This is a genomic window from Pseudomonas sp. BC42 (assembly GCF_021560055.1).
Classification (GTDB): Bacteria; Pseudomonadota; Gammaproteobacteria; order Pseudomonadales; family Pseudomonadaceae; genus Aquipseudomonas.
The window spans coordinates 2,862,540-2,876,344 of sequence record NZ_CP091067.1 but is presented as its reverse complement, the minus strand read 5'-3'; the positions used below and the strand labels follow the sequence as shown (position 1 = coordinate 2,876,344).

The 13,805-nt window shown below is 67.9% G+C and carries 12 protein-coding genes; 7 read left to right on the top strand and 5 right to left on the bottom strand.

The genetic code is table 11. The features are described from left to right. The first annotated feature begins 30 nt into the window (after positions 1-30). The 6 genes from L1O02_RS13345 to L1O02_RS13320 are packed head-to-tail and all read left to right on the top strand — an operon-like array spanning position 31 to position 7,379. The gene (locus tag L1O02_RS13345) at positions 31-2,262 is read left to right on the top strand and encodes a TonB-dependent siderophore receptor (RefSeq protein WP_235760051.1); all 2,232 of its coding nucleotides are present in this window, start codon (positions 31-33) and stop codon (positions 2,260-2,262) included. 6 nt (positions 2,263-2,268) lie between these two features. Beyond that, on the top strand, positions 2,269-3,135 hold the full coding sequence (locus tag L1O02_RS13340) for a PepSY domain-containing protein (RefSeq protein WP_235760050.1): 867 nt from the start codon (positions 2,269-2,271) through the stop codon (positions 3,133-3,135). Between the two features lies 1 nt (position 3,136). Then, on the top strand, positions 3,137-4,270 hold the full coding sequence (locus L1O02_RS13335) for an ABC transporter substrate-binding protein (RefSeq protein ID WP_235760049.1): 1,134 nt from the start codon (positions 3,137-3,139) through the stop codon (positions 4,268-4,270). Continuing rightward, positions 4,267-5,334 (top strand): iron ABC transporter permease, encoded by a 1,068-nt coding sequence (locus tag L1O02_RS13330; RefSeq protein ID WP_060839813.1) that lies wholly within the window; start codon positions 4,267-4,269, stop codon positions 5,332-5,334. Before L1O02_RS13335 ends, L1O02_RS13330 begins: the two co-directional genes overlap by 4 nt. After that, positions 5,331-6,161 (top strand): ABC transporter ATP-binding protein, encoded by an 831-nt coding sequence (locus L1O02_RS13325; RefSeq protein WP_235760048.1) that lies wholly within the window; start codon positions 5,331-5,333, stop codon positions 6,159-6,161. The genes L1O02_RS13330 and L1O02_RS13325 overlap by 4 nt, the downstream gene beginning before the upstream one ends. A 3-nt stretch (positions 6,162-6,164) precedes the next feature. Then, the gene (locus L1O02_RS13320) at positions 6,165-7,379 is read left to right on the top strand and encodes an MFS transporter (RefSeq protein WP_235760047.1); all 1,215 of its coding nucleotides are present in this window, start codon (positions 6,165-6,167) and stop codon (positions 7,377-7,379) included. A 175-nt stretch (positions 7,380-7,554) separates the two neighbouring features. Here L1O02_RS13320 and L1O02_RS13315 read toward each other — a convergent pair whose 3' ends face one another. The 5 genes from L1O02_RS13315 to L1O02_RS13295 form a co-directional block, all read right to left on the bottom strand. After that, the gene (locus tag L1O02_RS13315; protein ID WP_060843914.1) at positions 7,555-8,733 is read right to left on the bottom strand and encodes a sugar transporter; all 1,179 of its coding nucleotides are present in this window, start codon (positions 8,731-8,733) and stop codon (positions 7,555-7,557) included. Between the two features lie 131 nt (positions 8,734-8,864). Continuing rightward, complete coding sequence (locus L1O02_RS13310; protein WP_060839816.1) at positions 8,865-9,464, bottom strand: TetR/AcrR family transcriptional regulator; 600 nt, start codon at positions 9,462-9,464, stop codon at positions 8,865-8,867. A gap of 144 nt (positions 9,465-9,608) precedes the next feature. After that, the gene (locus tag L1O02_RS13305) at positions 9,609-10,496 is read right to left on the bottom strand and encodes an alpha/beta hydrolase (RefSeq protein ID WP_060839817.1); all 888 of its coding nucleotides are present in this window, start codon (positions 10,494-10,496) and stop codon (positions 9,609-9,611) included. A gap of 21 nt (positions 10,497-10,517) precedes the next feature. Then, positions 10,518-11,573 (bottom strand): sugar phosphate isomerase/epimerase family protein, encoded by a 1,056-nt coding sequence (locus L1O02_RS13300; RefSeq protein WP_060839818.1) that lies wholly within the window; start codon positions 11,571-11,573, stop codon positions 10,518-10,520. A gap of 242 nt (positions 11,574-11,815) precedes the next feature. After that, on the bottom strand, positions 11,816-12,295 hold the full coding sequence (locus L1O02_RS13295; RefSeq protein WP_235760046.1) for an Lrp/AsnC family transcriptional regulator: 480 nt from the start codon (positions 12,293-12,295) through the stop codon (positions 11,816-11,818). A gap of 124 nt (positions 12,296-12,419) precedes the next feature. Between L1O02_RS13295 and L1O02_RS13290 the strand changes: the two genes are divergently transcribed. Continuing rightward, complete coding sequence (locus tag L1O02_RS13290; RefSeq protein ID WP_235760045.1) at positions 12,420-13,679, top strand: methionine gamma-lyase; 1,260 nt, start codon at positions 12,420-12,422, stop codon at positions 13,677-13,679. The last annotated feature ends 126 nt before the right edge of the window (positions 13,680-13,805 follow it).

The window sequence follows — 13,805 nt, the reverse complement described above, 5'->3', positions numbered from 1 at the left end:
TCTCATTTAATCCCCATCACGGAGTGAAGCATGGGTAGCCGCGTTGCGCACCAAAACACCCAAGGTTGGCCGGCCGATTGTCCGGTCCTGCGTCCGGCGCTGCGCCGCAGCCCGCTGGCGTGCCTGATCCATGGCCTGGCCCTGGGCCTGTCGCTGACCCAGGCCGGCGCCGCCCTGGCCGCCGATGGCGAGGCCGACAAGGACCACACCCTGACCCTGGACACCAGCGTGATCAGCGCTACCCAGATCGACTCGCCGACCGGCCAGCAAAGCGGCTACGTGGCCAAGCGCAGCCTCAGCGGGACCAAGACCGACGCCTCGCTGAGTGAAATTCCCCAGGCGATTTCCGTGGTCACCCGCGATCAGATGGACGCCCAGCAGGTGCAGTCGGTGAACGAGGCATTGCGCTACACCGCCGGGGTCCAGGCCAACACCACCGCCGCCAGCCAGCGTTTCGACACGATCTCGATCCGTGGCTTCGACGTCACCACCGGCATGCTGCGCGACGGCCTCAAGGGCAACACCGCCCAGGCCTGGCCCAAGGTCGAAGCCTATGGGCTGGAGCGCATCGACGTGCTCAAGGGCCCGGCCTCGGTGCTGTTCGGCCAGAACTCGCCGGGGGGCGTGGTCAACCAGATCAGCAAGCGCCCGCTGGAACAGCCCTTCCATGAAGTGCAGATCCAGGGCGGCAGTTTCGACCGGGCCCAGGGCCAGTTCGACTTCAGCGGCCCGCTGGACGATGAGGGGCAGTTCCTCTACCGCCTGGTGGGCCTGGAGCGCGACAGCGGCACCCAGTTCGATCACATCAAGGACGACAAGCAGTACTTCGCGCCCTCCTTCACCTGGAAGCCCAACGACGACACCCGCCTGACCCTGCTGGCCGACTACACCCAGGATGCGTTCGGCGCCCCCAGGGTGTTCCTGCCGGCCCGCGGCACCCTGCTCGGCAACCCCAATGGCAAGGTCAAGCACAACGTCTTCCTCGATGAACCGGGGCTGGACAACGACCGCACCCAGTACTCCCTGGGCTACCTGCTGGAGCACCGCCTGAATGACGTCTGGAGCCTCAACTCCAGCGCCCGCTACGGCCACGTCAACCTGCTGACCAACACCGCCAGCGGCAGGGCCCTGGAGTCGGACCTGCGCACCCTGAAGCGCGACGCCTACCGCTTTCGCATCGTCGGCGACACCTACTCCCTGGACAACAACGCCCAGGCCCGCTGGAACCTGGGCAGCACGCAGATGCTGTCGCTGCTGGGGGTCGACTACCGGCGCACCCGCGAGGACTACTACCTGCGCGGCGGCAGCGCCTCGCCCATCGACATCTACCACCCGGTGCATGGCGGCGTGTTCGACCCCAGCACGCCGTTCACCAACACTGTGCAGCGCGCCGATCAGGTCGGGGTCTATGCCCAGCAGCAGTTCACCTTCGACGAGCACTGGGTGCTCACCGTCGGCGGACGCCAGGACCGCTCCAGCGCCCGTACCGACAATCGCCTGGAACACACCGGGAGCAAACAGAACGACGAGAAGTTCACCTACCGCACCGGCCTGGTGTACCTGGCGGACAACGGCCTGGCGCCCTACATCAGCTACTCCACCTCGTTCGACCCGGTGCTGGGCACCAACTTCTACGGCACGCCGTACAAGCCCACCAGCGCCAAGCAGTCGGAAGTGGGGGTCAAGTACCAGCCACCGGGGATCGACAGCTACATCACCCTGTCGCTGTTCGACCTGACCCAGGAAAACGTCCTGACCACCGACCCGGCCGAACGCCTGAACAAGCTCCAGACTGGCGAAATCAACGTGCGCGGCATTGAACTGGAAGGCAAGGCCAGCCTGGCCCGTGGCCTGGACCTGCTGGCGGCGCTGACCTACAACGACGCCGAGGTGAGCAAGAGCAACAACCTGCTGGAGAAGGGCAAACGCCCCACCGACACCCCGGAAAAGATGGCCTCGCTGTGGGCCGACTACACCCTGCCCGAAGGCCCCCTGAGCGGCCTCGGTTTCGGCGCCGGGGTGCGCTACATCGGCTCCACCGAAGCCGATGCCGCCAACACCGTCAGCGTGCCCTCCTACACCCTGCTGGACGCGGCGGTGCACTACGACTTCGACAAGCTGATCCCGGCGGCCAAGGGCCTGCGCCTGGCGGTGAACGCCACCAACCTCACCGACAAGCGCTATTACGAAGGCTGCTCGCTGACCAGCTGCAGCGCCGGCTATGACCGCAGCGTCATCGCCAGCCTGCGCTACCGCTGGTAAGCCGCCGTGCTGCGCCTGCGTCACATCTGGCTCGGCCTGCATCGCTGGCTGGCCCTGAGCCTGGGCCTGTTCCTGGCGCTGCTGGGCCTCAGTGGTTCGATGCTGGAGCTCAAGGGGCCGATCCTGCGCTGGGAAGTCGGGGCGCCGATGCTGCAACTGGCCCCCGGCGAACACGGCGGCCCTCTTGAGCAGAGCGCCTGGATCAGCGCGGCCAGCAGCGCCTACCCGCAGTTGCAGAAAGTCTTCGGCGCGGCGCCGCCGCGCCAGGGCTTTCTTGAATCGGACAACGTGATCGTCTTCGGTGCCCTCAAGGAGCGCCCCGGCACCGGCATCGCCATGATCGATCCCTACAACGGCGAGCCCCGGGGCTTCTTCGTCTTCGAGGACCTGTGGCTGGCCAAGCTGGTGGCGCTGCACCGCAGCCTGCTGTTGCCCCAGGCGTTGGGGTCGAACCTGGTGCTGCTGTGCGGCCTGGTGCTGCTGGGCTCGCTGGGCAGCGGCCTGTACCTGTGGTGGCCGGGCCGGCGCAGTTGGTGGAAAGCCGCCAGCCTGCGCCCCGGCAGCCGGGGCAGCCGACGCCTGCGCGAATGGCACAACCTGGCCGCCGCGTGGCTGTGCCTGCCGCTGCTGCTGATTGCCGGCAGCGGCGCCTGGCTGGCGCGCCCCGATCTGTTCACCTGGCCCGGCGCCCCGCCCATGGCGCTCAAGCCGCTGTTCTCCGCCGCCCACGGGCATTTGCTGCTGGGGGCTCCCGGCGCCTGGCTGGCGTTTGCCTGCGGCCTTTCGTTACCCCTGCTGTACATCACCGGTCTGTTGCTGTGGTGGCGCAAGCGCGTCGCCCGCCGGGCCGTCCAATCGTTCAAGGAAACCTGACATGACACACCGTGATTTCTTGCGCCGCGCCCGGCACGGGCTACTGCGGGGCCTGCTGCCCCTTAGCCTGCTATGGGCCGCCACGGCCGGCGCCGCGACCCTCACCGATCTGGCCGGGCGCCAGGTCCAGGTGCCGGACAAGGTTGAACACATCCTCCTGGGTGAGGGGCGGATGATCTATTCGCTGTCGCTGCTCGAAGGCCAGAACCCCTTCGCCCGTCTCGCCGGTTGGCAGGGAGATTTTCGCGGCCTCGACGTGCAGGGCTACGAGGCCTATCGCAAGGTCTTCCCCGAGGCGGACAAGGTGCCGCTGGTGGGCGGCACGTCCGCCGAGACCTTCAGCGTCGAAAAGGCCCTGGCGGTGCACCCGGACCTGGCGATCATGGCCCTGAGCGGCGGCCACGGGCCGAGTCCCGACAGCGAGGCGGTGAAGCAGCTGCAAGCCGCCGGGGTGGCGGTGATCTTCGTCGACTTCAGCGACCATCCCCTGAGCAACACCGTGCCCAGCATGCGCCTGCTGGGCCAGGCCCTGGGCCGCGAGCAGCAGGCCGAGGCCTTCATCGCTTTCTATCAACAGGCCCTGGCCCGGGTCACCGAAACCCTGGCCCAGGCGGCGCCGCTCAAGCAGCCGACGATATTCATCGACATGCTCGCCGGGCTGCAGGACTGCTGCGGCTCGCCGGGCACCGGCAACTTCGGCGAGATGATCAAGCTGGCCGGCGGACGCAACATCGCCGATGGGCGCATCCCCGGGCCCATTGGCGTGCTCAACGTGGAATACATCCTCTCCAGCGACCCGGACGTGTACGTCGCCACCGGGGTCTTCGCCGCCGGCCAGGGCGGCGTGACCCTGGGCTATTCGGCGACCTTGCAGCAGGCCCGGGACAGTCTGCGCCAGGCCGCCCAGCGCCCACCGCTGAACGAGCTGCGGGCGGTGCGCCAAGGCAATGTGCATGGCCTGTGGCACATCTTCTATGACTCGCCGGAGCACCTGATCGCGGTTCAGGCCCTGGCCAAGTGGCTGCACCCGGAGCTGTTCAAGGACCTGGACCCGGACCAGACCCGCCGCGAGCTGTACCAGCGCTTCATGCCGATTCCCGCCAGCGGCGTGTTCGCCACGAGCCTGCAACCATGACCCGGGCCGCCACCGAGGTGCAGGACAGCATCGCCAGCGGGCATTACCGCAAGCGCCATGGCCGCCGGGTGCTGCTGTTGTCCGCCCTGGCCCTGGCCTTGCTGCTGTCCCTGGCCCTGGACATCACCACCGGGCCTTCGGGCATGAGCCTTTCGCGCCTGCTGCAGGTGCTCTGGGACCCGGGCTCGATGCCCCGGGTCGAGGCGGTGATCGTGTGGAACGTGCGCCTGCCCTACGCGCTGATGGCGGTGCTGGTGGGCGCGGCCCTGGCCCTGGCCGGAGCGGAGATGCAGACCGTGCTCGACAACCCGCTGGCCAGCCCCTTCACCCTCGGGGTGTCCGCCGCCGCGGCCTTCGGTGCGGCCCTGGCGATTGTCCTGGGCCTGGGCATTCCCGGGGTGCCGGCGCAGTACCTGATCTCGGCCAACGCCTTTCTCTTCGCCCTGGCCTCGGTGGCCTTGCTGTACCTGCTGGCGCGCTGGCGCGGCTTCGGCGTCGAGAGCCTGGTGCTGTTCGGCATCGCCCTGGTGTTCGCCTTCAATGCCCTGGTGGCCCTGCTGCAGTTCGTCGCCACCCAGGACAGCCTGCAGCAACTGGTGTTCTGGACCCTGGGCAGCCTGGCCCGGGCCTCCTGGGAAAAGCTCGCCCTGCTGGCCCTGGCCCTGGCCCTGTGCCTGCCGTTTTCCCTGCGCCAGAGCTGGGCCCTGACCGCCCTGACCCTGGGCGAGGAACGGGCCCGCAGCTTCGGCATCGATGTCGGCCGCCTGCGCCTGCTGGCGTTGCTGCGCATCAGCCTGCTGTCGGCGCTGGCGGTGTCCTTTGTCGGCACCATCGGCTTTATCGGCCTGATCGCCCCGCACATCGCCCGCCTGTTGGTGGGTGAGGACCATCGGCTGTTCCTGCCGGCCAGCGTGCTCAGCGGCGGGCTGATCCTGTCCATGGCCTCCATTGCCAGCAAGACCCTGATTCCCGGGGTGCTGGTGCCAGTGGGCATCGTCACCGCCCTGGTGGGCATTCCCTTTTTCATGGCCATTGTCATGCGCAACCGTCGAGGTGTCCTGTGAGCCTGACCGCCCCCTCCACGTCCGGGCTGTGCACCACCGGCCTGAACATGCATTACGGCAACCGCCAGGTGCTGCGTGACGTCGCCCTGCCGAGCCTGGCCGGCGGCAGCGTGACCGCGCTGATCGGCCCCAATGCGGCGGGCAAGTCGACCCTGCTGCGGGGCATCGCCGGGTTGCAGAAAACCAGCGGCCAGGTGCTGCTCGATGGCGTCGACCTGAACCGCCTGCCCCAGGTGGAACGGGCGCAGCACATCGTCTACCTGCCCCAGAGCCTGCCGGAACGCACCCGCCTGTGCGCCTTCGAAGCGGTGCTCAGCGCCGCCATGGCCGGGCATCGCGGTGGTGGCTTCGCCCCCGGGCGGCCCAGTGCCGCGGTGCTGCACGGGGTCGAACAGGTGCTGCAGGACCTGGACCTGGCCACCCTGGCCGACCGCCCGATCGACGCCCTGTCCGGCGGCCAGCGCCAGCTGGTGGGGCTGGCCCAGGCCCTGGTGCGCCAGCCCCGGGTGCTGCTGCTGGACGAACCCACCAGCGCCCTGGACCTGTACCACCAGTGCCAGGTGGTGGAGGCCATCACCCGGGCCACCCGCGAACGCCAGTTGATCACCCTGGTGGTGGTCCACGACATCAACCTGGCCCTGGGTTTCAGCCAGCAGGTGGTGGTGCTGCACAACGGCGCCGTGGCCGCCGCCGGACCGGCCCTGGAGGTGATCAACCAACAGTTGCTGCGCGACGTCTATGGCGTCGACGGCCGCCTGGAGCAGGTGCGCGGTCGACCGCTGGTGATGGTCGACGGCCGCCTGCCCTCTCACTCTGCCCTGGGATAAACCATGACCAACGCTCAACACCTGCCCATCGACACCCTGGAAACGCCCCAGGCTGCGGCGGCCTTCGACCTGCGTCCGCTACTGCTGGCCAACCTGACCTGCACCATGGCGATGATGGCCTTTGTCTCGCTGATCGGCCCCATCGCGCGGATTCTTGGCCTGGCCACCTGGCAGGCGGGCATGGCGGTGACCGTTTCCGGGGTGATCTGGATGCTCCTGGCCCGGCCCTGGGGCCGGGCCAGCGACCGCCTCGGCCGGCGGCGCATCCTGCTGCTGGGCACCGGCGGCTTCACCCTGGCCTTTGTCGCCCTCAGCCTGTTCATCGACCTGGCGCTGCACGCCCTGCCCTCGGCCATCCTGGCCTTTGCCGGGCTGCTGCTGGGACGGGGCCTGATCGGGGTGTTCTATGCCGCGATCCCGGTGGGCGGCTACGCGCTGATCGCCGACAACATCGCACCCGAGCACCGGACCCGGGCCATGGCGTCCCTGGGAGCGGCCAACGCCTGCGGCCTGGTGCTGGGCCCGGCGATTGCCGCGCTGCTGGCGCGCCACAGCCTGAGCCTGCCGTTCTACGTGCTGGCCGTGCTGCCGCTGCTGGGTTTCGCCTTGCTCAAGGCGCGGCTGCCGCGCCAGGAGCTGCACCTCAAGCAGCCGCCCAAATCGGTGCGCCTGAGCGACCCGCGCCTGCGCCGGCCGCTGCTGGTGGCGTTCGTCGCCATGCTGTGCGTGGCCATGGCGCAGATCACCGTCGGCTTCTTCGCCCTCGACCGCCTGGGCATGGACCCGGCGCACGCGGCGCAGACCGCCGGCATCGCCCTGACCCTGGTCGGGGTGGCGCTGATCGCCTCGCAACTGCTGGTGCGCAAGCTGGAGTGGCCGCCGCTGCGGATGATTCGCATCGGCGCCCTGGTGGCGGCGCTGGGCTTTGCCACGAGCATCGTCGCGGCCCAGGCCTGGGTGCTGTGGCTGGGGTTCTTCGTTTCGGCCGCGGGCATGGGCTGGATCTTCCCCTCGTTCGCCGCCCTGGCCAGCAACGCGGTGGACGCCGCCGAGCAAGGCGCCACCGCCGGTTCCGTCGGCGCGGCCCAGGGCCTGGGGGTGGTGGTCGGGCCCCTGGCCGGGACCCTGATCTACGGGCTGGAACCGCGCCTGCCCTACCTGCTGGCGGCGCTGCTGCTGGTGCTGGTGGCCTGCTGGCCCGACGCCCGGCGCCGCTAACCCTGGCGGGCGCCCGGCGCGCATGGTCGACATCGCCCCACCGTAGCCGCTGTCGAGCCTCTGGCGAGGCTGCGCGAAGGTCCGCAGGACCTTGCTTGGCGATCGACCGCCGAACCTCCGGCGCCTGCAAGGCCGCCGCGTCTCCTGCGGAGCCGTTCGCAGCCTGCGGCAGCGGCTACACGTTGGTGCGGGCCATGCGCCGCAGGGCCAGGCTGTACAGCAGCAAGGCCAGGCTCGCCAGGGCCCCGCCCGCCAGGCCGACATAGGCAAAACCCAGTTGCCCGCCAACCCAGCTGCCCAGCAGCGCGCCGCCACCGATGCCGATGTTGTAGATCCCGGAGAACATCGCCATCGCCACGTCGGTGGCATCCGGCGCCAGCACCAGCACCTTGGATTGCAGGGCCAGGCCGAAGCCCATGATCGCCATGCCCCAGACCACGCTCAGCGCCACCAGCGACCAGACGTGGCCATTGAGCGGCAACAGCAGGCTCAGGCACAGCGCCAGCAACAGCACCGCGGTCAGCAGGAAGCCCTGCGGGCTGTGGCGGTGCAGGACGCTGAACAGCAGCGAGCCGATGATGCCGGCGCCGCCGAACACCAGCAGCACCAGGGTCACCACCTCGCCGCCCAGGCCCGCCGCCACCTTGATAAAGGGCTCGATGTAGCTGTAGGCGGTGAACTGCGCCGTCACCACCAGCGCCGTCAGCACGTAGATCGCCACCAGCGCCGGGCGCTTGAACAGCAGCGGCAGGCTGCGCAGGGAACCGGAGTTCTGGCTCGGCAGCAGCGGCAAGGTGCGCATCAGCCACAGCACCAGCAAGCCGGCCATGGCGGCGATCACGCCGAAGGTGGTGCGCCAGCCCAGGGCCTCGCCCAGCAAACGCCCCAGGGGAATCCCCAGGACCATGGCCAGCGAGGTGCCGGTGGCCAGCAGGCCCAGGGCCTGCACCTGCTTGCCCGCCGGCGCCAGGCGCACCGCCAGGGACGCGGTGATGGACCAGAACAGCGCATGGGCCAGGGCCACGCCGATGCGACTGAGCATCAGCAGGCCGAAGCTGTTGGCCAGGCTGGACAGCACATGGCTGACGATGAACAGGCCGAACAGCACCGTGAGCAACCTGCGCCGCTCGACGTTGCGGGTCAGCAGCATCACCGGCAGCGAGGTCAGGGACACGATCCAGGCGTAGATGGTCAGCATCAGCCCGACCCGCTCGGTGGGCAGGTCGAAGCTGGCGCCGATGGCGCTGAGCAGGCCCACCGGCACGAACTCGGTGGTGTTGAAGACAAAGGCCGCCAGCGCCAGTGCGATGACCGGCTGCCAGTTGCCTTGAGGTGTCGCCGGGGAATCGCTCATGGGGGGCGTCGTACTCTTTGGATGATGGAACAGGTCCAGGACCCGATAAAAAATGCACAACCCGGGCCAGCCTTGCCGGCCCCCGGGTTGCCGAGCCAAGCCCGCTGCCCGGAGCCTTGCCGGGCGCCGCCTCAATGCCCCTGGACGCCGCCCGGGAAGACTTGCATGGCCAGCGCCACGCCCTGCAGCAGGCGCGCCGCGCTGACCCCGTCGCGGGCCTGCACCGAGAGGCCGTGGAGCACCATGGAGTAATAGTCGCCCAAAGACGTTGCATCGCTGTGGCGAGGCAATTCACCCGCCTGCACCGCCGCTTCCAGGCGCTGGATGATGCTCGCGGTCCGCGCCCGGCGATGCTCGGCCAGCCATTCGCGCACGCTGTCGTTGTCGCTCGAGCAGTTCACCGCCGAGGCCACCACCATGCAGCCCCGGGGACCGTCGGGGCGGGTGTAGAGCGCCACCGCGTCCTGCAGCATGCGCTCGATGGCGTGGTAGGCGTTGGGCTCCTGCAGGGCCAGGTCGGCGAAGCCGCCTTCCTGGCTTTCGTACAGCTCGATGGCCTCGCGAAACAGCGCCTCCTTGGAACCGAAGGCGGCATAGATGCGTGCCGAAGCAATGCCCAGGGCCGCCACCAGGTCGGCCATGGAGGTGGTTTCGAAACCTCGGGCCCAGAACAGTTCCTGTGCCTGGCGCAGCGCCAGGTCACGATCGAATTCGCGGGGTCTTCCAGCCATGGGGGTCGGGTATCTCGTCAGGACAGGGAAGGCGTTCGGCGCAGGCCGAACAGCCGGGTGGCGCAGCGCGCCGGGACGAAATGATATTAGATTTGCGCCGGCCGCGGCCATTTTCCGTGCCCGCGGCCGTGCCTGCGCCGTGCCTCAGTCACGGCCCTCCTGCAGAAACGGCAGCAGCAGCGCGAGAAATGCCTCGGGTGCCTCTTCCATGATGAAGTGTCCGCAGTCCGGCACTATGGCGCCGCGCAGGTCGCTGGCGTGGCCTTGCAGGGTCAGCAGCGGCGCATCGTTGGTGGCGTGTTCGGCGCCGATCGCCAGCACCGGCATCGCCAGTGGCCGCTGGGCCCGCAGGCGGTTCTGGCGCACCGTCTCGGGAATCGCCCGGTAGTAGGCAAAGCCGGCCCGCAGCCCGCCCGGCGCCGCATAGGCGTCGATGTAGACCTCGGCGGCCACCGCTTCGCGGCGATGGGACCAGTGGTCGAAGATGTAGCTCAGGTAGGCCCGCTCGCGCCCGGCGATCAGTGCCTCGGGCAGATCCCGCAGCTGGTTGAACATGAAGTGCCAGAGAAAGATGTTCTGCTCCGGCGCCACGAAAATCGGCGGCGCCTCCGCCAACCCGGGGATCACCGCCTCGGTCAGCGCCAGGCGCTCCACCGCCTGCGGCCGGTCGCTGGCCAGGGCGTAGGCGATCCACATGCCGACGTCATGGCCGACCACGCTGTAAGAGGCAAAGCCCAGTTGCAGCATCACCTGATGCAGCACCTCGGCCACATGGCCGGTGTCGTAGCCCTGCTCCGGGCGGTCGGACTGGCCGCTGCCCGGCGGGTCCACGGCGATCGCCTGGAAACCCTGGGCCGCCAGGGCCCGGATCACCCCGCGCCAGGCGTACCAGGTCTGTGGCCAGCCGGGGATCAGCAGCACCGGGCGGCCGCTGCCGGCGCTGACGCAATGGATGCGCTGGCCATCGATGCGCACATAGCGATGGGTCAGGCCGTCGGTGTCGGCCTGGGTGTTGTCTGTCAAAGCATTCATGGGTTTTCTCGCTGAGGGGGTTCAGGCCATGCCGAGCATGGCGTTGATCTGTTGGCGGTCGATCCGTGCACCGGCGAAGTCGTCGAAGATCCGCTCGGTGACCTGGATCATGTGGCGGTTGATGAACGCCACGCCTTCCCGGGCACCGTCTTCCTGGTCCTTGAGGCAGCACTCCCATTCCAGGGTCGCCCAGCCCGGGTAGTCGTATTGCGCCAGCTTGGAAAAGATCCCCTTGAAATCCACCTGGCCGTCGCCCAGGGAACGGAAGCGCCCGGCGCGCTCGACCCAGGAGCTGTAGCCGCCATAGATGCCCTGGCGCCCCGTGGGATTGAACTCGGCATCCTTGACGTGAAACATGCGGATGCGCTCGTGGTAGATGTCCAGGTAGCTCAGGTAGTCCAGCTGTTGCAGCACGAAATGGCTGGGGTCGAAGAGGATGTTGCAGCGTGGGTGACGGTCCACCCGTTCATAGAAGCGCTCGAAACTGGTGCCGTCGTGCAGGTCCTCGCTGGGGTGGATTTCGTAGCACAGGTTGACCCCCTGCTCGTCGCACTCATCGAGGATCGGCCGCCAGCGGCGCGCCAGCTCCTCGAATGCCGTCTCGATCAGGCCTTCGGGGCGCTGCGGAAAGGGAAACAGGTAAGGCCAGGCCAGGGACCCGGAGAAAGTGCCCAGCTCACTCAGCCCCAGGCGCCGCGATGCCTTGGCCGCCAGCTTCATTTGCGCTATCGCCCACTCGGTTCTGGCTTGAGGCTTGCCCCGCAGCGCCTCGGGGGCGAAGTTGTCGCACATCGCATCGTAGGCCGGGTGCACCGCCACCAGCTGGCCGAAGATATGGCTGGTCAGCTCGCTGATCTGCAGGCCCTGCTGCGCCAGTTGGCCCTTGAGTTCATCGCAATAGTCCTGGCTCTCGGCCGCCGTGGCGACATCGAACAAGCGCGCATCCCAGGCGGGAATCTGCAGCGCCTTGAAACCCAGGTCGGCGGCCCATTGGGCCATCGCCGGCAGGCTGTTGAATGGCGCGCTGTCGGCACTGAATTGCGCCAGGTGCAGGCTGGGGCCCTTGAGGGTTTTCATCGCATTGCTCCCTATTCTTTGTTGGTCGACAAAGAATAGGGAGGCGCCGCTGCCGCGTCAATCATCGCGTTGCAGAAAGACCCTTTCCGGCGCACGGGTTGACCCCTGGAGCGGGCTTGCCAGCGAAGGCCGCGATCGGACAGGCGCGGGTCCGGGCAGGCAAAAAAAAGCCCGCGATCAAGATCGCGGGCCCGCTCTGTTTCACCTGGCAATCACTGTCGGCCCTGCACCTGGCCCCGGCCTCAGGCGCCGGGCTGCGACACCGGAATCTGCCGCAACGGCTTCACCGACTTGAAGGAAAAGCTCGAGTAGATCTCTTTCACCGCCGGCAGGGTCTGCAGCACTTCGCGGGCGAACTCGCCGAAGGATTCCAGGTCCCTGGCCAGCACTTCGAGGAGAAAATCGTAGCGTCCGGAGACGTTGTGGCAGGCGATGATTTCCGGAATTTCCAGCAGTCGCTGCTCGAAGGCCCGGGCCGTTTCCCGGGAGTGGGATTCCATCATCACGCTGACAAAGGCGGTGACGCCAAAACCCAGGGCCTTGGGCGAGAGAATCGCCTGATAGCCGGTGATCACCCCGCTTTCCTCGAGGATCTTCACTCGCCGCCAACAAGGCGACGTGGTCAGGGCGACGCTGTCGGCCAGCTCGGCGGTGGTCAGGCGGGCGTTGTCCTGCAGAGCCAGCAGCAGGGCTTTGTCGGTTCGATCCAGTCCACTGGGCATGTTTTGCCTCTTAATCTTGTTTTTATGAATTTTTATTTCAATTACATGGCATTTAATCAGCCAAATTAGCAATTATTGCGCCGGATTTGAGCATAGCATTAGAGCAAATCCGGGAGCGTTCACCATGAACAATAAAAACAGTGACCTTGGTTTTTCCACGCGCGCCATCCATCACGGCTACAACCCTCAGGAGCATCAAGGCGCGCTGATCCCGCCGATCTATCTGACCTCCACCTTCACTTTCGCCACCGCCGAATACGGCGCCGGCTGCTTTGCCGGCCAGGAGCCCGGCTACTTCTACACCCGCATCGGCAACCCGACCCTGGCGCTGCTGGAGGCGCGCATGGCGGCCCTGGAAAACGGCGAGGCGGCGGTGGCCTTCGGCTCCGGCATGGGGGCGATTGCCGCCACCCTGTGGACCCTGCTGCGGCCCGGCGATGAGATCATCGTCTGCCGGACCCTGTACGGCTGCACCTTCGCCCTGCTGCACCACGGGCTGGCCGAGTTCGGCGTCAAGGTGCGCCATGTCGACATGAGCGACCTGGGCAACCTGCGGGCCGCCATCAGCCCCGCCACGCGGATGATCTATTGCGAGTCCCCGGCCAACCCCAACATGCAGCTGGTGGACATTGCCGCGGTGGCCGAAATCGCCCGCCAGCATCCGCGCATCACCTTCGTCGTGGACAACACCTATTGCACTCCCTACCTGCAGCGTCCGCTGGAGCTGGGGGCCGACCTGGTGGTGCACTCGGCCACCAAGTACCTCAATGGCCACGGCGATATCACCGCCGGTGTCGTGGTCACCCGCCAGAGCCTGGCCGAGCGCATTCGCCTGGAAGGCCTCAAGGACATGACCGGTGCGGTGCTGTCGCCCCAGGACGCCTTTCTCCTGATGCGCGGCCTCAAGACCCTGGCCCTGCGCATGGAACGCCACTGCAGCAGCGCCCAGGCCATCGCCGAATACCTGCAGCAACAGCCGCAAGTGCAATGGGTGGCCTACCCCGGCCTGCCATCCTTCCCGCAACACGCCCTGGCGCAACAGCAGATGAAGTTGCCCGGGGGCATGATCGCCTTCGAGCTCAAGGGCGGACTGACTACCGGCACCCGCTTCATGAATGCCCTGCAATTGTTCAGCCGCGCCGTCAGCCTGGGAGACGCCGAATCCCTGGCCCAGCACCCGGCGAGCATGACCCATTCCACCTACAGCCCCGAGGAGCGTGTCGAACACGGCATCTCCGAGGGCCTGGTCCGCCTGTCGGTAGGCCTGGAAGACGTCGCCGACCTGCTGGCCGATATCGCCCAGGCCCTGGATGCCTGTGCCGAGCCCGCGGCGACGCGGCCGGCGCTGGAGGCCATTCCCAGAATCGGCAAGGCCCTTCCTTGAGCGGGATCAGTACCGCCCGGGTCCGGGCGCTCTACAACACCCCGGGGTGTCGCGGCCGTGCCCGAGGCGCGGCGGCGACAGCCCATGCATCACCTGCAACACCCTTTGAACCGTTACCCACAGGAG